The following is a 713-nucleotide window of genomic DNA, read 5'->3' as shown; positions in this document are numbered from 1 at the left end:
ACCGTGAACAGCGACCGGCTTTCGGTGGCGGCGCGCGAGATCACGGGCCTCAAGCTGACCGCGACCGGCAAGGCGGATGCCGCCAATCCGGCGGCCAATGTGCAACTGACCGGCAATGTCGCCGGGCAGCCGCTGCAGGGCAGTGCGGTGCTTGCCACCACCAATGGCAAGAGCGCGATCAACGGGCTTTTGCTGTCGCTGGGTCAGAACAAGATCTCCGGCGATCTCGCGCTCGACGAGGCATTCGTTCCGGTCGGCACCGTGTCGCTCGACTTGCCCGACATCGGACCGCTGGCGGCGCTGGCGCTGGAAAAGGCGGAAGGCGACGTGCGCGGCACGATCGCGTTCTCGAAGGCCGGCAATGGACCGAACGTTGCCGTCAAGGCAAGCACGGCGGCAATCAAGCGCGGCGATCTCTCGGCCAAGAACGTCGCCATCGATGCGCAGATCGCCAACTATCTGGCCGCGCCTGTCATCGCCGGCAAGATCCGCGCCGACAATGTGATATCGGGCGGAACCACCGTCACCGGCATCGATGTCGACCTGAAGCGCGACGGCGACTGGACCGGGTTCTCCGGCGGCGCCACGGTCAAGAACATTCCGGCAAAAGCGGCCGGCCGGGTGAAAGTGGCGAACGGCACGACAACCATCGAGCTGTCGTCCGGCCAGGCGACGGTGCAGGGCATCAAGGCGGCGATCGCGCAGGCCTCGAC

Annotated in this window: 1 pseudogene; it reads left to right on the top strand. The window is 66.5% G+C overall.

Going from position 1 to position 713, the window contains the following annotated elements:
- Positions 1–713: pseudogene (locus EOA29_RS38845) on the top strand (translocation/assembly module TamB); the annotation flags it as partial.

The organism is Mesorhizobium sp. M1E.F.Ca.ET.063.01.1.1 (genome assembly GCF_003998155.1).
Lineage (GTDB): Bacteria > Pseudomonadota > Alphaproteobacteria > Rhizobiales > Rhizobiaceae > Mesorhizobium.
The sequence above is the reverse complement of the archived record's forward strand: the minus strand, read 5'-3'. Positions and strand labels throughout refer to the sequence as shown.